This is a genomic window from Streptomyces venezuelae, assembly GCF_008642335.1.
Taxonomy (GTDB): domain Bacteria; phylum Actinomycetota; class Actinomycetes; order Streptomycetales; family Streptomycetaceae; genus Streptomyces; species Streptomyces venezuelae_F.
In genome coordinates this window covers 8,016,376-8,038,696 of sequence record NZ_CP029191.1, presented here as the reverse complement: position 1 = coordinate 8,038,696, position 22,321 = coordinate 8,016,376, and the positions used below count along the sequence as shown (strand labels likewise).

16 protein-coding genes and 1 pseudogene are annotated in these 22,321 nt (G+C 72.0%); 8 read left to right on the top strand and 9 right to left on the bottom strand.

What is annotated here, in order from left to right:
- Positions 1–523: 523 nt before the first annotated feature.
- The 4 genes from DEJ49_RS35795 to DEJ49_RS35780 all read right to left on the bottom strand — a co-directional run bounded on the left by DEJ49_RS35795 (position 524) and on the right by DEJ49_RS35780 (position 6,840).
- A complete protein-coding gene (locus DEJ49_RS35795; RefSeq protein WP_150181869.1) occupies positions 524–1,516 on the bottom strand; it encodes an AfsR/SARP family transcriptional regulator in 993 nt (330 codons plus the stop codon).
- Between the two features lie 681 nt (positions 1,517–2,197).
- A complete protein-coding gene (locus DEJ49_RS35790; RefSeq protein ID WP_150181870.1) occupies positions 2,198–2,887 on the bottom strand; it encodes a ScbR family autoregulator-binding transcription factor in 690 nt (229 codons plus the stop codon).
- A 1,065-nt stretch (positions 2,888–3,952) separates the two neighbouring features.
- Positions 3,953–5,476: an acyl-CoA carboxylase subunit beta gene (locus tag DEJ49_RS35785; RefSeq protein ID WP_223833145.1), complete on the bottom strand. Its 1,524-nt coding sequence runs from the start codon at positions 5,474–5,476 to the stop codon at positions 3,953–3,955.
- Between the two features lie 1,151 nt (positions 5,477–6,627).
- Positions 6,628–6,840 carry an acyl-CoA carboxylase epsilon subunit gene (locus tag DEJ49_RS35780; RefSeq protein WP_150181871.1) on the bottom strand — a complete coding sequence of 71 codons (213 nt, stop codon included), beginning with the start codon at positions 6,838–6,840 and terminating at the stop codon, positions 6,628–6,630.
- Positions 6,841–8,171: 1,331 nt separating this feature from the next.
- Here DEJ49_RS35780 and DEJ49_RS36825 point away from each other — a divergent pair.
- Both DEJ49_RS36825 and DEJ49_RS35765 read left to right on the top strand, forming a co-directional pair.
- Positions 8,172–8,792, top strand: coding sequence for a ScbR family autoregulator-binding transcription factor (locus DEJ49_RS36825; protein ID WP_150181872.1), 621 nt, complete (start codon positions 8,172–8,174; stop codon positions 8,790–8,792).
- A gap of 588 nt (positions 8,793–9,380) precedes the next feature.
- The gene (locus DEJ49_RS35765; RefSeq protein ID WP_150181873.1) at positions 9,381–10,151 is read left to right on the top strand and encodes a glucose 1-dehydrogenase; all 771 of its coding nucleotides are present in this window, start codon (positions 9,381–9,383) and stop codon (positions 10,149–10,151) included.
- Between the two features lie 1,413 nt (positions 10,152–11,564).
- Here DEJ49_RS35765 and DEJ49_RS35760 read toward each other — a convergent pair.
- Complete coding sequence (locus DEJ49_RS35760; protein ID WP_150181874.1) at positions 11,565–12,230, bottom strand: ScbR family autoregulator-binding transcription factor; 666 nt, start codon at positions 12,228–12,230, stop codon at positions 11,565–11,567.
- A 588-nt stretch (positions 12,231–12,818) separates the two neighbouring features.
- Positions 12,819–13,598 (bottom strand): HAD family hydrolase, encoded by a 780-nt coding sequence (locus DEJ49_RS35755; protein ID WP_223833142.1) that lies wholly within the window; start codon positions 13,596–13,598, stop codon positions 12,819–12,821.
- Between the two features lie 567 nt (positions 13,599–14,165).
- Here DEJ49_RS35755 and DEJ49_RS35750 point away from each other — a divergent pair.
- Positions 14,166–15,362 (top strand): ScbA/BarX family gamma-butyrolactone biosynthesis protein, encoded by a 1,197-nt coding sequence (locus DEJ49_RS35750; RefSeq protein ID WP_150187946.1) that lies wholly within the window; start codon positions 14,166–14,168, stop codon positions 15,360–15,362.
- A 323-nt stretch (positions 15,363–15,685) separates the two neighbouring features.
- Here DEJ49_RS35750 and DEJ49_RS35745 read toward each other — a convergent pair whose 3' ends face one another.
- Positions 15,686–16,129, bottom strand: coding sequence for a cupin domain-containing protein (locus DEJ49_RS35745; protein WP_150187945.1), 444 nt, complete (start codon positions 16,127–16,129; stop codon positions 15,686–15,688).
- Between the two features lie 71 nt (positions 16,130–16,200).
- Entirely contained in the window at positions 16,201–17,079 is an 879-nt protein-coding gene (locus tag DEJ49_RS35740) for a 2-phosphosulfolactate phosphatase (protein WP_150187944.1), read from the bottom strand.
- Positions 17,080–17,134: 55 nt separating this feature from the next.
- Between DEJ49_RS35740 and DEJ49_RS35735 the strand changes: the two are divergent.
- The 3 genes and pseudogenes from DEJ49_RS35735 to DEJ49_RS35725 all read left to right on the top strand — a co-directional run.
- Positions 17,135–17,509: pseudogene (locus DEJ49_RS35735) on the top strand (VOC family protein); the annotation flags it as partial.
- A 278-nt stretch (positions 17,510–17,787) separates the two neighbouring features.
- Positions 17,788–18,954: a hypothetical protein gene (locus DEJ49_RS35730; protein WP_150187943.1), complete on the top strand. Its 1,167-nt coding sequence runs from the start codon at positions 17,788–17,790 to the stop codon at positions 18,952–18,954.
- Positions 18,955–18,984: 30 nt separating this feature from the next.
- Positions 18,985–19,458: a DIP1984 family protein gene (locus DEJ49_RS35725; RefSeq protein WP_150187942.1), complete on the top strand. Its 474-nt coding sequence runs from the start codon at positions 18,985–18,987 to the stop codon at positions 19,456–19,458.
- Between the two features lie 308 nt (positions 19,459–19,766).
- Here the strand turns inward: DEJ49_RS35725 and DEJ49_RS35720 are convergent, their stop codons facing one another.
- Complete coding sequence (locus DEJ49_RS35720) at positions 19,767–20,447, bottom strand: MarR family winged helix-turn-helix transcriptional regulator (RefSeq protein WP_317850480.1); 681 nt, start codon at positions 20,445–20,447, stop codon at positions 19,767–19,769.
- A 118-nt stretch (positions 20,448–20,565) separates the two neighbouring features.
- On the opposite strand from DEJ49_RS35720, the gene DEJ49_RS35715 reads away from it, so the two are divergent.
- Positions 20,566–21,324, top strand: coding sequence for an SDR family NAD(P)-dependent oxidoreductase (locus tag DEJ49_RS35715; protein ID WP_150187941.1), 759 nt, complete (start codon positions 20,566–20,568; stop codon positions 21,322–21,324).
- A 172-nt stretch (positions 21,325–21,496) separates the two neighbouring features.
- Positions 21,497–22,312, top strand: coding sequence for an SAM-dependent methyltransferase (locus tag DEJ49_RS35710; protein ID WP_150187940.1), 816 nt, complete (start codon positions 21,497–21,499; stop codon positions 22,310–22,312).
- Positions 22,313–22,321 lie beyond the last annotated feature (9 nt).

The window sequence follows — 22,321 nt, the reverse complement described above, 5'->3', positions numbered from 1 at the left end:
GGGCCACGGGGCCCCGGTCGTGGAACAGGAACAGGAACAGGAACAGGTGCCGGAAGGGGAACCGGGACGGGGACGGGAAGGGGCAGGGGTGAGGCGGCGTCAGGCGCCGTACACGCCTTGCGGGTTGCACGCTAGGCGGCGCGGGCCAGGTGCGCCTGGCCCGGGGTGAAGCCGGTGCGACGGGCAAGGAAACGTTGTCGCGCACCGCCCCTCCCCCCCCTTTGCTCCGTCAAGTCCTCACGTCCGTGAACGGTTCCAACTGCGGTGCACCGGTGCGCGGGGGCACCGGTGCGCGGCGGTACGGGCCCGCTGCCGCGGTGGGGCGCGGCAGCCGGCGGTGGTACGCGGGTGGTGCACGGCGTGGCCGGTGGGGGCGGCGCACGCGCTCTCCACGCGGCTCGCCCGCCGCAGATCTCGCGGCGGGCGAGTGCGTGGGGAGGGGAAGGGCAGACACAGGGGGCGGCGGGGGGCCGGGTGGCCCTGGCCGCCCGCGGCCGGCGGGGCCGCCGGCCCGGGGGGCGGGTCAGCCGGTGGGCACCAGCCGCACCCGGGCCGCGGGAGGCGCGGCCCCCGGCACGGCCCCGGCCCCGGCGGGGGCCGGGGCCGGAGCGGCGGCCGGGACAACAGGGGCGGCAGGGGCGGCGGGGGTGGGGGCGGCGAGGTCGTGGCCGGCGGTCAGGATGGAGCGCTGCAGGCGCCGCAGCCGGGCCGAGGGCTCCAGGCCCAGTTCCTGCACCAGGGTGGTGCGCAGCCGCTGGTAGGCGTCCAGGGCCTCGCCGCGCCGCCCGGAGCGGTGCAGGGCGAGCATGTACTGGGCGTGCAGGCTCTCGTGGGTGCGGTAGCCGTTGACCAGGACGGTCAGTTCGGCCAGCAGCTCGCGGTGGCGGCCCAGGCGCAGGTCGGCCTCGATGCGCCGGTCCAGCGCGCACAGCCGGCTCTCGTCCAGGCGCTTGATCTCCATCTGCAGCTGCGGGCCGGCCTGGACGTCGGCGAAGGCGGTGCCCGACCACAGGGCCAGCGCCTCGCGCAGCTGGCGGGCCGCGCCGGCGCAGTCCCCGGCGTCCATGGCCCGGTAGCCGGCGCCCGCCAGCCGCTCGAAGGTCCGCACGTCGCTGGCCCCGCCGCCGCTGCACAGCAGATACCCGCCGGGCATCGTCACCAGCACGTCCTTGGCGCTGCGCACCGGCCCCGCACCGGCGCCCGTCCCGCCCGGCGCGGACCCGGCGCCGGTGGCCGCGGTGCCGGTGGCCGCGGTGCCGGTGGCGTCCGGGAGGGTGTCGCGCTCCAGCGCGGCGGCGATCAGCTCGCGCAGCTGCAGGACGTAGGTCTGCAAGGTGGTGCGGGCGCTGCGCGGCGGGGCCGCGCCCCACAGCTCCTCGGTCAGGGCGGACACCGGCACCATCCGGTCGGCGTGCAGCGCCAGCAGCGCGAGCACCTGGCGGGGCTTGGGGGCGGTGGGCGTGATGGACCGACCGTTTTCCCGCACCCCCAGTGCGCCGAGTACCTCGATGTCCACAGCGTCCCCCTGAAGGTGGTTGTTGCCGCTCGCGCCGTAGCCGCTCGCGGAGCCGATCCCCTTACCGCACCCAGATTCAAATAGATTCGGGGACCGCTGTCAATACAAAACCGCGTAGCTGGTTTCTAGCTGCGCTGGAGTCGACTTCAGGCGATCTACCTGCCATTTCTTGAGTGGATCTTGAGGAAGGGGCAGGTCACGCGGGTGCGGACGGGCGGGTTTTGGCCGCGGGTGGCCGGTCCGGCACGGGTGAGGGCGGACCGGGGCGGGCCGGGACGGGCCACCGGCCCGTCCGGGCGCCTGAAACAGCGGGTGTCCGCTGTTTTACTTTGGGTCTAACAGGGGCTGAAGTGCCGGGTATTTGCGGGGACTTGGCGGCGGGGCGGTGCCCGGAAGGGCGCGGGCGGTGCCCCGCGGGGGCGGGGGCGGGGTACGGAAGGGCCGGCCTGGGGCCGGAAGGGGCCGGGCCGGGGTCCGCAACGGCGGGTGGCGGGAGCCGCAAGGGGCGGGTTCCGGGCTCGGGAGGGGCGGGGTCCGGGCTCGGGAGGGGCGGGGTCCGGGCTCGGGAGGGGCGGGTTTTGGGCTCGGGAGGGGCGGGTTTTGGGCTCGGGTGGGGCGGCGGGGGCCCGCCGAGGGCGCCGGGGCCGCGCCGGGGGTGTTCCAGCCGCCCAAACGCAGGCGCTACGTGGTGCTCCGGCCGCCGGGGTGGCTGCGGTCCTGCGGGGCGTCCGGGACGGCGGGGTGGGCGGGACCGGCGGGGTGGGAGGTGGTGGCGGCCTGGGCGGTGGCGGGGTGGGGGGTCAGGCGGGGCAGCAGGAGGTCCCAGTACTGGGCCAGGGTGCGCGGGGCGAGCCAGCGGGGGTCGGTGCGGCCCAGCGCGGCGAAGCCGACGGTGGCCGCGACGACGGCGGCCGCGGCGCCGGCCGGGCTGATGCCGCCGGCCAGGGCGCCCTGGCGGCGGGCGGTGTGCAGCAGCGTCTCGACCCAGCGCTGCCAGGCGCCGCGCAGGTCCAGCGGGTCGGTGCGCCAGGGGGCGGGGCCCACCAGCTGGAACCCGGCGCGCACCACGATGTCCTGTTCCAGGGCGCGCAGCAGGGCGTTCCCGGCTGCGGCCAGGCGCTGCAGCGGGCCGCTGTGGTCTTCCTCGGCCTGGCGGGTGATGCGGTGCAAGGTGGCCAGCGAGGCCGCCTCCACGGCGCGGGCCAGGGCGTGTTTGTTCGCGAAGTGGAAGTGCAGGGCGCCGGTGCTGACCCCGGCCCGCCGGCTGATGGTGCCCAGCGTGGCCGGTACGAAGCCCTCCTCGGCGAACACCTCGGCGGCCGCCCGCATCAGTGACTCCCGTGTGCGCGCGGCACGTTCCTGCTGCACCATCGTGGCTCTCCTGGACTGGACACGGCCCCCGGGACCCGCACCGCCGGCCGGCCGCGGGCCCGTACCCGGCGCGGGACGGCCCGCCGCCGGCTCCGGCCGCCGGAGGCCGGCTCCCGGCGCCATTGTGCCGGTCGGGGCCGGCAGCGGCCCGCTGCCGCCCGGCGGTTGCCGGTCGGCGCGGCGAGTGCCGGCTGGCGGCTGGCGGCTGGCGGCTGGCGGCTGTTACCTGCCGGCGGTCGCTGATGGGCGGCTGCCGGCCGAGGGCGGACGGGCGGACAGGTGGCGGGTGGTGGGTGGTGGGTAGTGGGTGGCGGCTGTTACCTGCCGGCGGTCACTGATGGGCGGCTGCCCGCCGAGGGCGGACGGGCGGACAGGTGGCGGGTGGTGGGTGGTGGGTGCCGGTTGGCGGACAGCAGTTGCCGGCGGTCGCTGGCTGACGGTTGACGTTGCGGCTGGAAGCCGACCCGGGGGGCTGGTGGGTGAGTGGCGGTCTCCGGTTGCGTGGCCGGCGGTTGGCGTTGCGGCGGCCGGCTATCCGCTGCCGGCGAGCGGTTGCGGCCGCTGGCGGGCGACGGACGGTCCCCGGTTGCCGGCCGGTGACCGGCGGCCACCGGCTGCCGGCCGCCGGCTGCTGGCTGCTGGCTGCTGGCTGCTGGCCGGCATGGTGACGGCCGGGCGGCCCCGCGGCTCCGCCCCCCGGCCCTCGGGTCGCGGCCCTCGGGTCGCGGCCCTCGGCCCCGGCTCCCGCGGCGGGGCCGGGAGACCCGCAGCCCCGGAGGGCGCAGGCCCAGGGGCCCGGGCGCGGAGCGGTGGCCCGCCGGCCCTTGCGAACGCGCCGCCGGGACACGGGACTTCACTCCCCCAGACCCCAGGCCCCGGGAACCGGGCCCCGGTTCCCGGTTCCCGGGCCGGGGGGCTTGGGCGGCCCGGGGCCGGCCGGGGCGGTGTGCGCGGCTGCGGGTGCCGGGGGGGCGGCGCTCTGTCCCGCGTACTCCCGCAAGGGCCGGACAGGGACGGTGCCGGGCCGGGCGGACGTGGGCGGACGGGCCGGTGGGCCGGGGGCGGTTACTGCGGGGGGTTGCCGTGTTTGCGGGAGGGCAGGTCGGCGTGTTTGGTGCGCAGCATGGCCAGCGCGCGGATGAGGACTTCGCGGGTGGCGGCGGGGTCGATGACGTCGTCGACCAGGCCGCGTTCGGCGGCGTAGTAGGGGTGCATCAGCTCGGCCCTGTACTCCTTGGCCAGGCGGGCGCGCATCGCCCCGGGGTCCTGGGCGGCGGCGATCTGCTTGCGGAAGATGACGTTGGCGGCGCCCTCGGCGCCCATCACCGCGATCTCGTTGGTGGGCCAGGCGTAGGTGAGGTCGGCGCCGATGGACTGGCTGTCCATGACGATGTAGGCGCCGCCGTACGCCTTGCGCAGCACCAGGGAGATCCGCGGGACGGTGGCGTTGCAGTACGCGTAGAGGAGCTTGGCGCCGTGGCGGATGATGCCGCCGTGCTCCTGGTCGACGCCGGGCAGGAAGCCGGGCACGTCCAGCAGGGTGAGGATCGGGATGTTGAAGGCGTCGCACATCTGGACGAAGCGGGCGGCCTTCTCCGAGGCCTCGATGTCGAGGACACCGGCCAGCGCCTGGGGCTGGTTGGCGACGACGGCGACGACCTGGCCGTCCAGGCGGGCCAGGGCGCAGATGATGTTGCGGGCCCAGCGCTCGTGGACCTCCAGGTACTCGCCGTCGTCCAGGAGTTCGGCCAGCACCTGGTGCATGTCGTAGGGGCGGCTGCCGTCGGCGGGCACCACCTCCAGCAGGCGGGGGGTGGGCCGGGCGGCGGGGTCGGTGCAGGCCGCGGCCGGCGGGGCCTGGCGGTTGTTCGAGGGCAGCAGGGACAGCAGGTAGCGGACCTCGGCCAGGCAGGTCTCCTCGTCGTCGTAGGCGAAGTGGCACACCCCGGAGGTCTCGGCGTGCACGTCCGCGCCGCCCAGCCCGTTTTGGGTGACGTCCTCGCCGGTGACGGCCTTGATGACGTCGGGGCCGGTGATGAACATCTGCGAGGTGTCGCGGACCATGAACACGAAGTCGGTCAGCGCCGGGCTGTAGGCGGCGCCGCCCGCGCACGGGCCCAGCATCACCGAGATCTGCGGGATGACGCCGGAGGCCTTGGTGTTGCGCTGGAAGATGCCGCCGTAGCCGGCCAGCGCCGCCACGCCCTCCTGGATCCGGGCGCCGGCCCCGTCGTTGAGGGAGACCAGCGGCGCGCCGGCCGCGATGGCCATGTCCATGATCTTGTGGATCTTGGTGGCGTGCGCCTCGCCGAGCGCGCCGCCGAAGATGCGGAAGTCGTGGGCGTAGACGAAGACGGTGCGGCCCTCCACCGTGCCCCAGCCGGTGACGACCCCGTCCGTGTACGGCTTCTTGGCCTCCAGGCCGAACCCGGTGGCCCGGTGCCGGCGCAGCTGCTCCACCTCCTGGAAGGAATCCTCGTCCAGGAGCAGGGCGATGCGCTCGCGGGCGGTCAGCTTGCCCCGGGCGTGCTGGGCCGCGGTGGCCTGCTCGCCCGGCCCGGCCAGCGCCTGCGCGCGGATCGCGGCCAGCTCGGCCGCCTTGCCGCGCGCCCCGGCCCCGGCTGCGGCTGCAGCCTCGGCTGCGGCTGCGGCTGCGGCCTGGGCTGCGGCCGTGTCCGGTGTGGAGGGCTCCGTCACCGTCGCCACGACGGTTCCCCTTTCTCCTCGGTCGGCCCGGCCGGACCGCGGCGGGCCCCGGTAGCGGACCGCAGCGCGCCACGGACCGGACCGCTGCAGCGGATCTCATGTCCGGGAAATTTCCCGTTACCCAACACCCCCGGGACCCCCAGGGCTCCCAGGACCCCCGGGGCCCCCAGGACCTCCAGGGTCCCCGGGACCTCCCTGGGCCCGGGGACCCTGGGGTCCCGCGCCCCGGGCATCCGGGACCTGGCCTGGGGCCGTTCCGGGCCCCGGGCCGGGTGGTGGTCCGGGCCGGGTGGTGGTCCGGACCGGGTGGTGGTCCGGACCGGGTGGTGGTCCGGACCGGGTGGTGGTCCGGACCGGGTGGTGGTCCGGACCGGGTGGTGGTCCGGACCGGGTGGTGGTCCGGACCGGGGGCCGGTTTCCCGGCCCCCGGGCCCGGCACCGTTCCCGGGCCCCGGGCTGCCCGGCCCCGAAGCCGGGTTCCGGCTGCGGATCCAGCACCGTCCCCGGTCCCCGGTGGCCGGTTTCCGGGTACGGCATCGCTTCCAGGCCCCGGGTGCCCGGCGCCGGGCTCGCGTCCCGGCCCGGGCACGACTGCGTTCCCAGGCCGTCCCGGCCCCGGCCCAGCACCGTGTTCCCGGTCCTGACTGCCGTTCCCGGCCCCGGGCCCAGCACCGTTCCCGGTTCTGACTGCCATTCCCGGTCCCGTTCCAGGTCCGTTCCCGGGTCCAGTTCACGTTCCCGGTTCCTGTTCCCGGGGCCAGTTCTCGTCCCCGGATCCGGCTCCGTTCCCGGCCCCAGTTCCCGTTCTGGGCCCTGGTGTCCCGTTCCCGGTACGGCTCCGTTCCTTGTCCCGGCCCCGGCCCCATCCCGGCCCCGGGGCCGGGATTTCAGTTCCGGAGGGGGCGAGTCGGTCCCGGCCCGGTCCCGTTGCCGGTCCCGGGTCGGTTCCGGTTCCGGTACGCGTCCCGGTTCGGGTGCCCCCTTCCGGGAGGGGCGGGCCGGCCGGCGCCCGGGGCCGGGGCGGTGCGTGTGTGTCAGCGCCAGCTGTGCGGTGCCCGGTAGGCCCGGGCGGCCTCCGGCGGGCGCCAGGCCTCGCTCCGGCGCGGCGCGTGCGGCCGGTCCTCCCCGCCCGGCGGCCGGCCGGCGGCCAGCGAGAGCAGTGTCACGGCAACAGCGGCGAGCTCTTCGTCGCTGGCCTGCCCGCGCTCGATCCTGAGCAGGGCGGTCCTACGTTCGGCAGCGTCCATGACCCCACCTCCCCTTTAAGCGCCAACGGTCGACCGCCGGGCTCAAAACAGGCTCGGGTCTGCCTGGAGCTGCCCGCACACCAGCCCGCACCGACCACCCGCCCCAGGACCGCACACCCACCCCAACACCCCTCCTGCCGCAAGACGGCCCCGGGCCCGGCCACCCGGGGGGCACCCGCAAGACGGCGGACCCGCACGCGCGGATGGGCCCCACACCGCGACCGACGGCCCCGCACGGCGACGGCCCCACACGAACAACGGCCATGCGCCCGGCACACGCCACCGAACCAGCCCACCCCGCACACCACCCCCGCCCCCAGCACCAGCACCAGCACCCACGAACAGCCCGGGTCCCGGCCGTACGCGGACGCCCCCCGCCCAGTGCGACACCACGTCAGCCACCCGGCGGCAGAGGGCTCCTGAACAGCACAACCGGCACCGCCCGGCCACAGACCCTATGCCCGGCACCGGCGCGCACCGCGACGGCGCCCCCCCTTGCGGCCGCTCCCCCACGGCCAGCGCCCCCAGACCTCCTGCACCGCCCGCAGCCCGATCCGCTGCCGCCCCTCCAGACCGTCCGCGGGCAGCCAGCCGGCCTCAGCGCTCCCCCTGCAGCCCAGCCGCCGCGCACGGCTGCCACGGCACCGCACCCCCGGCGCCCACGACCCGACCCCCGCAGCCGCACTCAGGCCCCGGCACGCCAGACCCGCACACCCCGGCCCACGCCCCCCGCCGCGGCCTCCCCGCCTCACCCCCAGCCCCGCCCCACCCCGGAACAACATCCCCCGACTCCGCCCCCCCGGGCCCCTCCCACCCAGCCGACGCACCGACCAGGCCGCACCCTCCGCACCGACCGGACCGCACCATCCGGGCCGGACCGTCCGGGCCGGGCCGTCCGGGCCGGGCCGCTGGGGCCGGGCCGTCCGGGCCGGGCCGCTGGGGCCGGGCCGTTGGGGCGGCGGCAGGGCCGCCCAGGCCCGCGGCGGGGACAGCCTGAAGGGGCAGAGGTGACACACGGTTTCATTAAAAACCGCTTGTACGGTTTTTAACGGGGCTAATGTCACGGGCATGTTCCCCGCCCCCGCCCTCCCGCCCGGCCCGCCCCAGGGCCGGAACGGAACCCCCGGCTTCCGGCCAAAGCAGCCCCCGCCGCCCCGGGCCCGCCCCACGGACACCTGCCGAGGTGGCCACCGCGCGGGGACCGGCGGACAGGCAAGCGGAATGCGTCACGCCGCACCGTTCCCGCAGCGGGGTTCGGCCCGCCTCTGGAGATCAAACCGGCAAGTTGGTTTTATACGCGGTCTGGACACGATTCGTGACGGGAGTCACCAGTGAGCAAGCAGGAACGGGCCACCCGTACCCGCAACGCCCTCATCCTCTCGGCCGCCGAGCTGTTCGAGCGGTACGGCTACGTACGGGCCAGCCTGGACGAGATCAGCTCCGGCGCCCGCGTCAGCCGCGGCGCGCTGCACTTCCACTTCGAGAACAAGGCGGCGGTGGCCGACGCCGTGGAACAGGCCGCCGCCCGCACCCTGCGCGCGACCGCCCAGGCCATCCCGCTGGGCCAGAGCAGCGCCATCCAGAGCCTGATGGACCTCTCCCACCGCATGGTCCACCTCCTGCACCACGACGTGGTCGTCCGCGCCGGCTTCCGCCTCAACTGCGACACGGGCCCGCGCACCCCCCTGGACCTGCGCCAGGAATGGCAGGCCTGCGTCCGCCGGCTGGTCACCCGCGCCGCCGACGAACGCGCCCTGGCCGCCGGCGTCTGCCCCGACGGCCTGGTCGCCACCGTGGTGGCCACCACCGTGGGCCTGGAAGTCCTCAGCCGCGCCAACCGCGGCTGGCTCTCCACCTCCTCCCTCACCACCTTCTGGCAACTCCTGCTCCCCTCCGTAGCCAGCCCACCCACCCTGCCCACCCTCCAACCCGGCGGCACCCCCACCCCCTGACCCACCCCCCACCACCCCACGCCCTGCCACCCGGCCTAGCCCAACGAACCCACAACAGACCAGAACCCAAAACCCGACCACGCCACGGACACGACAGGAAGAAACGAGACGAGACAGGACGGGGCGGGACGGGAAGGGGCGGGACGGGAAGGGAAGGGGCGGGACAGGGCGGGACGGGACAGGGCGGGGCGGGGCGGGACAGGGGGGACGGGGCGGGGCGGGGACGACTGGGCCGGGCAGGCCGGGCCGCCCCGGGGCCTCCCCGAGGCGCCCGGCCCTCCCCTCTCCCCCTCCCGGATAAGGCGCCCGCGCGGAACCAGGCCCCGAAGACACATCCGCCCCCCGGCAGCCGCGGGGCGGGCCAACACCGGGCAGAAGCAGGGGACAACGCCCCGGCCCGCCGGCAACACCCGGCAGGCCCGGGCACGTCGGCAGACGGCCCCGCAGGGCAGGGGTCAAGAGGCAGGAAGCCAGGGCCCGTTATCGAACGTGCACGCTAGGCTGCCGGCAGATCATCCCGCCCCCCCCCGGGCGGGAAACAGGCACCCCGGCGGCACACCCCGCCCCAGCCAAGGAGACACCCGGCCCATGACCCCGCCCCTAAAGAACCTCGCCGGCAAGGTCGCCCTGATCACCGGAGCCAGCAGCGGCATCGGCGCCGCCGCCGCCCGCGTCTTCACCCGCGAAGGCGCCCGCGTGGTCCTGGTCGCCCGCCGCGAGGACCGCCTGCAGACCCTGGTCAAAGAACTCCGCACGGCCGGCGCCGACGCCTCCTACTGCACCGCCGACGTGCAAAGCGCCCCCGACATGCAACGCGCCGTCGCCCACACCCTCAACACCCACGGCCGCCTGGACGCCGCCTTCAACAACGCCGGCGCCGCAGCCGCCAAAACCCCCCTGCACCTCATGGACGACGCCACCTACGACCTCATCATGGACACCAACGTCCGCGGCGTCTGGAACTGCCTGCGCCCCCAGATCAGCGCCATGCTCACCACCGGCGGCGGCGCCATCGTCAACACCAGCAGCGTCGCCGGCCTGGTCGCCACCTCCGTCGCCGCCCCCTACATCGCCGCCAAACACGCCGTCATCGGCCTCACCAAAGTCGCCGCCGTCGAATACGCCCCCCACCACATCCGCGTCAACGCCATCGCCCCCGGCCTGACCCGCTCCGAAATGGTCCAGGACTGGTTCACCCGCCACCCCGCCCAAGAAGCCAAAAGCAAAGCCTCCTCCCCCCAAAACCGCATGGCCGAACCCGAAGAAATCGCCGAAGCCGCCGCCTGGCTCTGCACCGACCACGCCTCCTTCATCACCGGCACCACCCTGACCATCGACGGCGGCGCCACCACCTGGTAACCCCCACCCACCACCCCACACACGACCCCACACCAACCGGTACAGCTCTCACCCCGCAGTGCCCGCACACGCCAAGCCGGACAGGCGACCGGAAACTCCCAAGTCACCGCCCTGCCGACACTCCAGGCGGCCCAACCCGCCACACGCGTCCAGCCTCGGAAGGGCCCCGCACAGCCACTCCACACCCGGCTACGACGGAAACCCCCGCAGGCCCGCGCACCCCAAGCACACCGCAGCCCCCGCACCCAAAACACACCGCAAGCGCGCGCACCCCGCAAGCGCGCGCACTCAAAGCGACCCGCGGGCTCAGGCACCCAAAGCGACCTGCAAACTCGCGTACCCCAAGCGCCCCGCAGGCTTACGCACCCACGGCAGGAACCGGACCCAAGAGGATGCGCCTGGACCACCACAACCCAGGCTTGGCTGATGGCCTGTTGGTCGGGCCCTGGTGTTCGGCGTTCCGGTGGTGGGGTGCCTGCGGGGGTATGGCGGGGCGGTTGGGGTCTGTTGCGGGGAAGGCGTGCCCGCTGCCGTTGTAGTGCTGCGTGTTCAAGTGGCCTTGATGGGGAAGTCGCGGCTGCCGGAGGTAAGCCGCAGGTGCTGTCGCTCCGGCCGGTGTGAGGGCGGGGATGTTCTCCGTCCGGTGGGTGCTGGACGGCCGGCGAAAGGCACCCAAAACCCGGAACCCGGAAAAATCAACCGCAAAAATCCAAGACCACCAGGCGGCCGAGAAAACCCGGCACCCAGACCACCAACCCCGCCCAAACCCAGCACACAGAAAAGCAGCCCGCGGAAACCAACATCCCAACAACGCCGACCGGCACACAAAAACCACAACCAAACCCAGCAGACAGAAAGACACCCGCCAGCCCGAAAACACAGCCGCCCCCGCAAAAAAACCTGGCAGCCCAACACCCCTATCCGGCGTCGAGGACCCGGCCCAAAACCAGGACTATCAGCCGGCACGAAGCACCCGGAACCACAACCCAGGCGACCGCCAGAAACAAAAACCAGGGCAAAGCCGACCGGCACGAAGAACCCCGGAACCCAGACCGCCCACCGCACCGAAGAAAACAAACACAGAATCACCGGTCAGGCGCGAACACCCAGCACCCAGACCCCCGACCCGGCCCAAAACACCCAAAAACCCTAAAAGCCAGCCACCCAAAACCAGAAACTAAAAAGCGCCCGGCCAACCGGCACGAAGAACCCGACCACTCAGACCGCCCACCGCCCGCCGCCCGCCGCCCGCCGTCCGCCGCCCGGCACAGCAAACCCCCCGCCCAGCACCTCAACCAGCCACGCACCCCCAGCACCGGACCCCCCACGCCCACCGCCGGCAAAACCCCATCCCCGGACACCCCGACACCCCCCACACAACACCCGCGCACCACACCCCGGAACCCGCCACCCTCACCCCGCCGACGTCGGCACCAGCGACGGCTGCGCAACCGACACCGCCTCCGCATACAACCGCGCCCCCCGATCCGGCGCCAAATCCAACCGCGCCAACACCGCCGGCACCGTAATCGCCGGAATCACATGATCATACAAAACCGAAATCCGCCGCTCCACATCCGCCAGACCACACTCCAACTGCGAAAACAACTGCACCCCATGAAACGCCGACACAATCAACTCCGCCGTCTGCCGCGGCACCACATGCGACAACACCTCCCCCCGCTCCTTCGCCTCCGCCAACGTCTGCGCCGACAACTCAATCCACGCCGGCCACGCACTCCCATAATGCTCACGACCCTGCGGATCCGACGACAACACCGCCCCCGCCCTCACCACCGGATCCCGCGGCAACCGATGCGCCAACAACAACCCCGCATCCACCCACTCCTGCACCTTCAACTCCTGCACAGGACCCGCAAACGCCACCTGCGCCTGCAACACCCCCCGCGCCAACGCCTCCTTCGAATCAAAATGAAAATACAAAGCCCCCTTCGTCACCCCCGCCACCTGCAAAATATCCGACACCGTCGCCGCCGAATACCCACACTCCGCAAACACCACCGCAGCAGCCTCCAACACCGCCCGCCGCGTCCGAACAGCACGCTCCTGCCGCGCCACCCCACACACCACCCCTCCACACACCCACACCAACCAAACCCAACACCAACAACACCAAACCCAACACCCACCCCCCACCAGACGACCCCCCAAAAGAAACCGCCATGCACGTACCCTACCCACCCCACCCCCCACCACCCCCAACCCCAACACCCCACCCCCAAGCAGGCAGCAGCCCACACACCTGCGAGAACCACCACCAGGCCAGGCGAAGCCCTGGTCAGCCGACTGGCTTGGTCCAGACACTTGCAACCGACCCGACACCCACACCAACCGCTCACTCCACTCGAACGGAAGGCCCACGGAGGGGGCCGCGACCACGTAAGCCCCCTCCCCCACTCCCCACCCATCAGCCGGAGGAACAAACAGAACCCCTGCACCAACCGCACTTCAATCAGCAAACAGCCCCGCCCGTCAACCCATGAACCCATGAACCCAGCAGGTATGTACAACCCTCAGCAACAGCTCACAAAGCAGGCAGGACATGTCAAAGGGGGCCGCCCCAACAACAGACGGCCCCCAACTCACCGACCAGGCAAGCCGGACGGGCAAACAGATCTTCCGGGCGCCGGACCGGAACCCCTCCCGCTATACCCCCCGACCCGCCCAACTCCGCCCAGTCGCCGCCTCCGCATCCACCCGGCGCAGCAACTCCTCATCGATCTCCCCCAGCGAGCGCACCACATGCCGTGCCCCCGCACGCTCCATCAACGGACGCTGGAAACCGTCCTCGTAATCACTGGGATGCCCGATGAACGCCACTCCCAGATCTCGCGCCGCCTCCGCGACCCGCGCCACGTCGTCGATGAACGCCACCTGGTCCAGCCGCAGCCCGAACACATCCTCGGCGATCTCCCGGATGCCCGGCCGGAAGTCGTTCGTGCACACGTACCCCGGCGCGTCGAACAGTCCCGCCAGATGGCCCAGGTAGCGGTCGAAGTGCTTCCGCTCCAACCCTCCGTAACACACCGTGGACACGCCCAGCCCGCGCAGCCGCTCCAGCAACTCCTGCGCCCCGGGCAGGACGCGCACCGGGTGCTCCGCCACGTACCGCTCCCGCTCCTCGAAGTACGCGGCCAGCAGTTCCTCCGCGCTGCCCCCGAGCACCTCCGCGGCCGCCCGCGCCGCCACCATCTGCGACTGCGACAACAGTGCCTGCTCCAACTCCGGCCCGTACGTCCCGCCCCTCGACTCCACCAGCCGCCGGATCACCGGGCCGAAACTGTCGTTCAGCAGCACCCCGTCGATATTTACCGCGACCAGCCGCACATGGCTCAGCCCCTGCCCTCCGGCCGTCTCGACCGCATCCGTCTCGACCGCGCCCCTCTCGCCCGCACCCGTCCCGAGCAAACCCTCACGACCCGCCATCACAACCCCGCCCTCACCGTCAACAACGAACCCGACACGAACCGAACCAACTTGCACCAAGCCGTCCACCGGCCGACCCGCCGCTCAGCCACCCAGCCGCTCAGCCGCCCCGTCAGGCGGCGCGCTCTGCGGTGGGCTGGCGCTGCGCCGCACTGCACTGCACTAACTGCGTCGTGCGGGTTGAGGCTGGGGCCGGCAGGGCCTCCCCGGCCCCCGCCCCGTCGACGGCGCGAAAGCATAACAAGGGAACCGGACGCCCTGTTTTCCATAGCGATAAACGGACTGGGGAATTCCTCTTCAACCTGAAATCCGCGGTCCCGCCCCTGCCCTCACCCGTCCCGCACTACCCGCACCCCCGCCCCCGACCGCCTCCCACCAGGAACGTAACTACCCAGCGTTACGAAATCCCGAAACCGCACCCCACGGCGGGAAACCGCAGCAGCGGAATACCAGAATCCGAATAGGACTCTGACCCGCCGCATGTAATCACCATCAACCCTTGAAAAGGAAACCGGTGGGTATGTATGTTATGGCGTCACTTTCATTTCACCTCCGGGGGAGAGGTTCATGAGCAGCAGTCTCGTACTGTCGAAAGACGCCCAGGTCACCCACACCACCAGCAACGGCACGACGACTCCGGACGGCACCACCGTCGGGGTCACGGTCGGCGCCACCACCCCCGACATCGCGCAGACTTCGCGAAACGCGCGGAACGCGCAGGACGCGCAGGACGCGCAGAACTCCACGATTGACATCGCTGCCCAGCCCGCCGGTGTCACGGACGGCCCCACCACTCCGGCCGCCACCACTCCGGCCCCCGCCACCCGTCGGACCGGCACCGTCAAGGCGGCGCCCGTTCCGCCTCGCCTGACCACCACCGTCCCTGCCGAGTACGTGCACCGCGCCGCCCTCGCCGAGGTCTTCCTCACCGGCTGCGAGAAGACCGGTCCGGAGACCTACATCCTCACCGGTCAATGGCCTCGCGCCCACACCTTTTTCAACACCCTCGACGGTCGCCACGACCACCTCCAGGCGTGCGAGACCTTCCGGCAGACCGGTATCTATCTCGCCCACGCCGAGCACGGCATACCCCTCGGCCACCACTTCGTCATGCAAGACATGACCATGACCACTCACCCCGAGCACCTCACCATAGGCAGCACCCCCACGAACCTCACCCTCCACACCACCCTCTCCCGGCCCGGCCGCAGCCCCCAGTTCACCATCACGCTCAAGATCACCGACCCGCAAGGCCAGACCCTCTCCACCGGTTACGGCCACTTCACCTGCATCTCACCGGCCGCCTACCACCGCATGCGCACCGCCAGTAACCCCGACAACACCACTGACCCCACCACCCACACCCTCAAGGCGCTCGTCCACACCCCCACCCATCAAGACCCCTCCATCTACGGACGCGTTCACTCCCGCGACCTGGTTCTCGCCCCCACCCACCAACCCCGCACCTACCGGCTCAACCCTCACCCCGCGCACCCCGTCCTCTTCGACCACGACGGTGACCACCTTCCCGGCATGGTCCTCATAGAGGCCGCTCGGCAAGCCACGTACCCGCACCCCCCGACCACGCAGCTCACCCATACGCAGACGACGTTCCACCACTACGTCGAACTCACCACCCCCACCACAGTCACGGCCACCCCTCCCACCCACACGCGCGACACCACCACGCACACCGTCACCACCCACCAGAACGGCCGCCTCACCCACACCACCACCCTCACCCACACTCACTCGCAACGCTGATCACGCACCTTCAATCTCCATTCACCTGGGGTTCCTTTCATCCACGGTCAACCGTTGAAGATGATTGATTCGTAACTCGGGTGACGGTAATTGTTCAGTTCACCGGTGCAATTCCCCTGCCCCATCTGGGCGCCGAGCCCGATCCGATCAGCACGGGCATTGGTTGAATTCCAGAGCAATGCGGCACGGCACTCCCCACCTTGCTGCTCGCCGCCTCGCCACCTCACCGCCTCGCCATCTCGCCGTCTCCAAAAAGAGGAAAGGCGGGCCGACCTCCCGGTCGGCCCGCCACCCGCTTTATCGTCCGTGCAGTTCCACTTCGGCTACTCCGTCGCCCCCTCCCCCTCCGCCAGTTGATACAGCTCCGGCACGGAAACCTTGATCGGCTCCTGCGTGGTCCGGGCTATGACCACCACCGCGGGCTCATCCGGGTCGGGGTTCTCCTCCCGGTGCGGGACGAATGGAGGCACCAAGAAGAAGTCTCCGGGGCCCGCGGCGACCCGTACCTCCTTCGTACCGTCGTGGTAGACGAACACGGGGTGGCCGCTGACCACGTAAATGCCCGCCTCCGACGCACCGTGGTGATGGTTGTCCGTCGCGCTCAGCGGCGGGTTCTCCACCAGGCCCATCCAGAGCTTCTTCGAGCCGACCGTTCCTGCGCTGATGGCCGCGTAACCGTCCAACTCGCCGGCCCTGACGTGGTGCACACGGTTGCCCAGCGGCCTCTTCTGCGGCGCCGGGTCGTCCATGGCGGTGTTGGTGTTCATGTTGCAACTCCCCGCTGCGCGAGTTTCCTTGACTGCGCATCAGCCTGCTACCGGCGGGGCACTTCAGCAATCTAAGTTGCCGGACCCGCAAATCCGTCGATCCGTGCGAACGCCCCGTCGTCAGCCAAGACGGGGACCGCCGAGCAGACATCCCCTTCCGTCGCGACGGCAACGTCCTCCGCGAAGCCTCCGCCGATGAGTTCCCGGCCGGAGGCCCCCTCGGCTACAGCGGTGGCAATGTCCGGTGCCGTTCGGAAGGCAGCCGCCGCCATCTCCGCTTCCGGCGACAAGGCCGGCGCGTCGTCGATACGGTCGCGACCACCGGCACGACCGCCGTCACCACAACCATCACCTCCACCTCCACCTCCAGCACCAGCACCAGCACCAGCACCAGCACGGGTCCATCCGTGCAGCGCGCCGATAATCGCGCCCGCTCCCAGCAGATCCTCCAGCGCGGGCCTCAAGCTCCCGTCCGGCCAGCGTTCGCCGGAGGCGATGACCGCTACGGGGCGTTCCGTCGTCCCGTAACCCTCGCGGGCGAGCCAGTGGCCCACGGCTGTCGCGTTTCTGAGGGCACCGGCGACCACGGGTATGCCGCCGGCCGACGCGGCAATGGCGGAGCCGTTGGGTGAGGGCAGGACCAGGCGGGGTGTGAACGGGGCTCGCCGCAGCGCAGCCGGGGAGAGGGACCAGGGTGTTGTGGTCGTGGCCATCCGGCGTCCGACCGCCAGCTCCGCGCCCATCTGCTCGGCGAACGCGGATGCAGTCTCGTCCCGCCAGCGATAAGGGAAGACTCTCGTTCCCGCATCGACAGCGACCGTCACCGACGTCGTGAACGACAGTACGTCCACGACCACGAGGCAGGCGACGTCCACCGCCAGTCGTTCGGCTCCCGTGGGGCCCCAGTCGAACCGGACCCCGTGGGGCCTCTGCAGATACCAGTCATCCATGACCGCTGATCGTGCCTGCTTGCCGCGCGCCACGGGGGTGGGGCAGGCTCGCTCCATGACTTCGGTTCTGCAGAATGTGGCGGTCGATTGCGCCAACGCCTATGAACTTGCCCGGTTTTGGAGCGAGGTGACCGGTCGTCCGTTGCACCCGGAGGACAGGCCCGGCGACAAAGAGACTCAGGTGGTGCTGCCGGAGGGGCCGGTCCTGTTCTTCAACGAGGTGGCCGAACCGAAGGCCTCGAAGAACAGGCTTCATCTGTGCCTGCGTCCGGAGACGTCCCGCGAGGCGGAGGTCGCACGGCTTCGGGGGCTCGGTGCCACGTGGGTCGTCGACCGTCGGGAAGCGGACGGGTCGGGGTGGGCCGTGCTGGCGGACCCCGAAGGCAACGAGTTCTGCGTCCTGCGCAGCGGGTCCGACCGGGCCGCCACCGCGGAGACCACAACGACCAAAGCGGACACAACGGCCACAGCGATCACGACGACCACGACTCCCGGCACGCGCATATCCGCCGCACCGGAAACTTCCACGTCCCCCTGACGGGTGGCAGCGTCCCTCGACCCGCATTGGTCACCCGTTGTCGGGCAGGAGGAATCGAGCCGTAGCACCTGAACCGTGACACAGCTCTCCCCGCACTCTGCCCGCCTCTCTTCCTTCGACAGGATCACGGACCATACTGGTCGGGCTCCGATCACCTACAGAACGAATCCATGGCCAAGAACAGCAGCTCCTCGACCACCGTCCCCGACACCGCGTGGCTGGGGCGCGGGCGCCACCTCGGGCCCGAGCCCGAGCAGGATGTCCGGCGCAACCTGATCGCCCTCAAGGCGGCCGGGGTGCTCGACGACTTCCTGGATCTCGACCCCGCGGAGGCGGCCCGCTCCACCGTCCTGCATCCGCGGGACGAGTCCGCCGACCCCGGGCCCTCGGCCCGCAGGCTCTTCGAGGCCCGCTGGCACGTGACCGACGACGTCACGGTGCGCGCCCAGCTGACCACGTACGACTCCGACGCCCGGCGCAAGGACGGCGACGCCGGCGTCACCTGGGTCCTCGCCGCCGAGGCGGAGCAGGTGTGGGACGCGCACTGGCCCTCGCCCGCCACCATGTTCTGGCCCGACAGCGACCTGGTCCCGTGGGACCACGACGTACCGTCCGACCTGCGTCTGCGGACCACGAATCACCTGCCCAAGGACGACGACGAGCTGCGCCACCTGCTGCGGGAATGCACTCGCCGGAGCTGGTACATCCACGTCGTCGTGCACGAGGCGATGACGCCGGACGCGAAGGGGCAGCAGCCGGTCTCGACGTTCCTGCCGCCGAGCCTGCGCCACCAGGTCGTCGAGCACCGGGGCACGCCGGAGCAGGCGCAGATCGCCGACTTCGCGATGAAGCGGGAACTGGGCGTGCGGATGCCGCGCGGGGGTGCCGTCGTCCTTCCCACGGCACCGCCGCACCCGGAGTACGACGCGGAGCGGTTCACGGTGCGCACCGTCTTCCTCGACGGGTCGGAGCCGACCGAACTCCTCGACAGGGTCAAGGAGTTCGCCGCACTCCCCCGCCCTCTGCCCGCCGAGGCCGAGCAGGCCCTCGCGCGGCTGCGCCACGGCTGGCACCTGCTCACCCCGGACGAGGAACTGACGCACGCCCAGGACATGGTGACCAAGTACGCCGAGGCCCTCGACGCCATGACGACCTCGCGTGACCTGTACCGGGAGGCGGCCGAGGCCGCGCAGGCCGCGTTGGCCGAGGTGACGGGCGGGGACGGTACGGCCGCCACGACGGCCGCGCCGGGCCAGGGCAAGACGGACGGGGGCGCGGGCTCGCCCCTGAGCGCCTTCACCAAGGCGTTCGGCCGCTTCCGGGAACACAAGAAGTAGCGGAAGCGGGGACGTGTCCGGGGCACGTAAATCCCGTGCGTACGGGAGGCGCTGGCAGAGCGCGCCGAAGCGACACGTCGCGTCGAACAGCTGCGATCGCGCGTCGTCAGCAGCGCGCGCCACCAGGAGGGCGAGACGCCTCCCGAGGACGCGGCCCAGTTGCCGGCCGATGCCGGCGAGGTGCTCGACGACCTGGAGTCGCTGATCCGGCGGATCAACCGCACCAACGCCGCCACGGACCTCGGTGAGCACGGCACGCTGACCGACGCGCTCGCGCGGCGGGACGTGCTGCGGCTGCGCCACTCCGTGGTCACGGCGGCCGCGGACGCCGCGGCGGGCACGGGCGAACGGGGCTGCGGACGGCAGCTGCGGTCCGAGCTGGTGATGCTCTCCGCCCTTCCCGTCGCGGAGCCGCGCGGCCAGGCGGACGCGCTCGCCCGCGACATCCGCGAGATCGACGTGCGGATCCAGCGCGCGAACTGGGAGGTCGACCTGCTGGACTGAGTCGGTCCGGCCAATAACAGCGGGATGATGCAGCGGGATGACGGCAGGATGATGGGGAGCAGGTAGCTGTTCCGGAAGCGTGCACACACCGAGGGCCGGCGGTTTCCGGCCCACTCCTGGCGCGTGAAGAGCAACGCGGGGGTTCGACTCCCCGATGACAGATCAGCTCAGCACCGCGTACAGGTGACAGTGCACCATGCACAGCACATCATCACGTGCGGATCCGGGCAGTGAGGGCGGGTTCGGGGCACCCCCATCATCGAGATCTTCTCCCCGTGCAAGCGGGGAGGCAGCCGTGCCGTCGCGTCTCAGAACTGGCCCACCTGCGTGATCCGCTCGTCCCCGAGACTCCGCTGTACGTCCGCCAGCAGGACGCCGAGGAGCTCGGTGAGCCGGGCCTGCTGCTCGGCGGTGAGGCCGCTGATCAAGTCGGCCTCCCTGCCGAGCACTTGGTCCACCGTCGCCTCCACGAGTGCGTGGCCCGCTTCGGTCAGGGTGACCTCGACCGTACGCGGCCTGCCCTCGCCCGGGCGGCGGGTGACCAGGCCTTCGCGTTCGGCGCGGGCCACACGCTGCGAGACGGCGCCCGCCGTCACCATGGAGAGCCGGCCCAGTTCGCGGGTCGTCAGGGTGTACGGCGCACCGCTGCGGCGCAACACGCTCAGCAGGTCCAGCGTCGCCGTGTCCACGCCGGCGCGGGCGAGGACCCGCCTCCGGTCGTCGCCGAAGAGCTTGGCCAGCTGCCAGATCGGCGTGACGATGCCGATCGACGTGGCAGGGGTGCCGGGGCGCTCGCGCTCCCAGGCGGTCGCGATGTCCCGCGCGGTGTACGCGGCGGTCCCGGCCGCCTCCCGGTCACCGTCACCGCGCCCACCTTCCGCTCCCGAGGCGTCTCCCCCGGCGCCTCTCCCGGCCTCGCTCCCGGCCCCGGAATCCGCCGCCCCGCCGCCCGTCGCGTTCTCCACGCCCACGCCCATGTCCGCGTCCACGCCCACCTCTCAAGCTCAATCCCGATCTCGGCCCGGTCCCTCCGGGCATCCGTCCCACCAATGGTACGTTTACGTTTAGCTCTAAATTTAGGCCTCAACGGATGTTGGAGTTCACCTTATGGCACGCACCGTCCTGATCACCGGCGGCGGCACCGGCATCGGCCGCGCCGTCGCCACCCTCTTCGCCGAGCGGGGCGACTCCGTGTTCGTCACCGGGCGCCGCCGCGAGCCCCTCGACCGGCTGGCGGCGGAGACCGGCGCCACCGGCGTGGTGTGCGACCACACCCGGCCCGAAGCGATCACCGCCCTCCTCGCCGCACTCCCCGAACAGGTCGACGTCCTCGTCAACAACGCCGGCGGCAACACCGACTTCGACAGCGAACCCGGCAGTGACACGGCCCGCGGCCAGGAGCGCGAGGCCGCCGACCTCACCGCGTACGCGCAGGCCTTCCGCGCCAACCTCGACGCGAACCTCGTCAGCGCCGCGCTGACCACCCGGGCCCTGGACGGGCGGCTCGCGGACGGGGGCACGGTCGTCCACATCGGGTCGATCGCCGCGTCCCGAGGGTCCGGCGCCGGTTCCTACGGTGCCTCCAAGGCCGGGCTCGCCACCTGGAACCTGGACCTCGCCCGCACGCTCGGGCCTCGCGGCATCACCGCGAACGTCGTCGCGCCCGGCTACATCGCGGACACCGAGTTCTTCCGGGACCGGCTCCCCGACGAGCGGCGTGAGCAGCTCGTGGCGGCGACCGTCACGGGTCGCGCCGGTTCACCCGCGGACATCGCGGAAACAGTCGCTTTCCTCGCCTCCCCCGGCGCACGCCACATCACCGGTCAGGTGCTGCACGTCAACGGCGGTGCCTATATGACCAGTTGAGCGAGGATGCCGGTCGGGCGGCGGACCCCGCCGGATCCCAGCGGAGCTCGGCGGACCGCTCCCGCCCCGTCGGCGTACACAGATGCCGTGAACTTGTGTGTCAAACAGCGCCTTTGCAGCGTAAGTTGTGCGTTGAACAGTCCACGCCACGGTTGAAAGACGGACGGTACCCATGACCGACCACGCCACGACGCCCGGTCCGGCGGCGCACCAGAAGATCGACACCTCGGTGCCGCACTCGGCCCGGATCTGGAACTACTGGCTGGGAGGGAAGGACAACTACCCCGTCGACGAGGCGGCCGGTGACGCGTACAGCGCCGTCTTCCCCGGCATCGTCACCGTGGCCCGCAGCAGCCGTGCCTTCCTGCGCCGCAACATCACGCACCTGGTCACCGAGGCGGGCATCCGGCAGTTCCTGGACATCGGGACCGGACTGCCGACGGTGGACAACACCCACGAGGTCGCCCAGCGGCTCGCCCCGGAGGCCAGGATCGTGTACGTGGACCACGACCCGATGGTCCTCACCCACGCGCGCGCCCTGCTCACCTCCACCCCCGAGGGCGCGACCGCCTACGTCGACGCGGAGCTCTCCGACCCCGACCGCATCCTGGCGGCCGCCGCGGAGACGCTGGACCTCACCCGCCCCACCGCCCTGATCCTCAGCAACATCCTCGGGCACATCGCCGACTACGACCAGGCGCGCGCGATCGTCGCCCGGCTCGTGGACGGGCTGCCGTCCGGCAGCTACCTCTCGATCAACGACGGCTCACGCGGCATCGACGCCGCCTACGAACAGGCCCAGGACGCCTACAACGAGACCGGCGCCGTCCCGTACTTCCTGCGGCCCGTCGACAAGATCGCGGCGTTCTTCGACGGACTCGAACTCCTGGAGCCGGGCGTCGTCTCGGTGCCCTTCTGGCGCCCGGAGGCCGGTGCGCCCGCCACGGAGCCGATCGGTGAACACGGCGGGCTCGCCCGCAAGCCCTGACCGCCTCGG

Bases quoted from the DNA above. Each gene is read 5' to 3' on its own strand.
- DEJ49_RS35765 (WP_150181873.1), top strand. From the start codon at position 9,381: ATGACCCCGCCCCTAAAGAACCTCGCCGGCAAGGTCGCCCTGATCACC.
- DEJ49_RS35740 (WP_150187944.1), bottom strand. From the start codon at position 17,079: ATGGATGACTGGTATCTGCAGAGGCCCCACGGGGTCCGGTTCGACTGG.
- DEJ49_RS35790 (WP_150181870.1), bottom strand. From the start codon at position 2,887: ATGGTGCAGCAGGAACGTGCCGCGCGCACACGGGAGTCACTGATGCGG.
- DEJ49_RS35730 (WP_150187943.1), top strand. From the start codon at position 17,788: ATGGCCAAGAACAGCAGCTCCTCGACCACCGTCCCCGACACCGCGTGG.
- DEJ49_RS35710 (WP_150187940.1), top strand. From the start codon at position 21,497: ATGACCGACCACGCCACGACGCCCGGTCCGGCGGCGCACCAGAAGATC.
- DEJ49_RS35780 (WP_150181871.1), bottom strand. From the start codon at position 6,840: ATGGACGCTGCCGAACGTAGGACCGCCCTGCTCAGGATCGAGCGCGGG.
- DEJ49_RS35750 (WP_150187946.1), top strand. From the start codon at position 14,166: ATGAGCAGCAGTCTCGTACTGTCGAAAGACGCCCAGGTCACCCACACC.
- DEJ49_RS35715 (WP_150187941.1), top strand. From the start codon at position 20,566: ATGGCACGCACCGTCCTGATCACCGGCGGCGGCACCGGCATCGGCCGC.
- DEJ49_RS35745 (WP_150187945.1), bottom strand. From the start codon at position 16,129: ATGAACACCAACACCGCCATGGACGACCCGGCGCCGCAGAAGAGGCCG.
- DEJ49_RS35755 (WP_223833142.1), bottom strand. From the start codon at position 13,598: ATGGCGGGTCGTGAGGGTTTGCTCGGGACGGGTGCGGGCGAGAGGGGC.